The organism is Oleiphilus sp. HI0132, from assembly GCF_001635845.1.
In genome coordinates this window covers 1-685 of sequence record NZ_LWGJ01000255.1, presented here as the reverse complement: position 1 = coordinate 685, position 685 = coordinate 1, and the positions used below count along the sequence as shown (strand labels likewise).

General features: G+C 45.3%; 1 protein-coding gene. It reads right to left on the bottom strand.

Translation table 11 applies throughout. The features are described from left to right. Window positions 1–685 (bottom strand): ATP-binding cassette domain-containing protein (locus A3766_RS03145; protein ID WP_156508646.1); only part of this gene is annotated, 685 nt, incomplete at both ends.

Sequence of the window (685 nt, the reverse complement as noted above, 5' to 3'; positions counted from 1 at the left end):
GGCTTGAATCTCATTCATCAAACAACGTAAGAAAGTTGACTTCCCCACCCCGTTCTCACCAATCACCGCAAGCTTTGCGCCCGCTTCTAGAATCAGGTCACCACCCGAGAAGAGTGTCTCACCGTCAAAGCCATGACCTAAGTCTTCCAGCACCAAGGCTTGGCGATGCAATTTCTTATCTTGCTTGAAACTAATGGAAGGTGTTAAACGGCTAGACGATTTGACTTCATCTAGCGTTATCTTATCTAGCTTTTTAGCACGAGAGCTGGCTTGTTTAGCTTTCGACGCATTGGCTGAAAAGCGGTTAACAAAGGCTTGAAGCTCATCAATTTCGGCACTCTTTTTAGCATTCTCGGCAAATAGTTGCTCACGTATTAGTGTTGAGGCTGCCGTAAAGGCTTCATAGTTGCCCGGGTAAATACGTAACTCGCCATAATCGATATCCGCCATATGCGTGCACACAGAATTCAAGAAATGGCGATCGTGCGAGATGATAATCATCGTACATTTTCGCTCATTCAAAACCGTACCGAGCCACTCAATGGTATGAATGTCCAGGTTGTTGGTCGGTTCGTCCAAAAGCAAAATATCAGGGTTCGCGAACAAAGCCTGAGCTAATAACACTCTTAACTTCCAACCTGGTGCAACTTGTGCCATCAAACCAAAGTGGAATTCTTCAGCAATA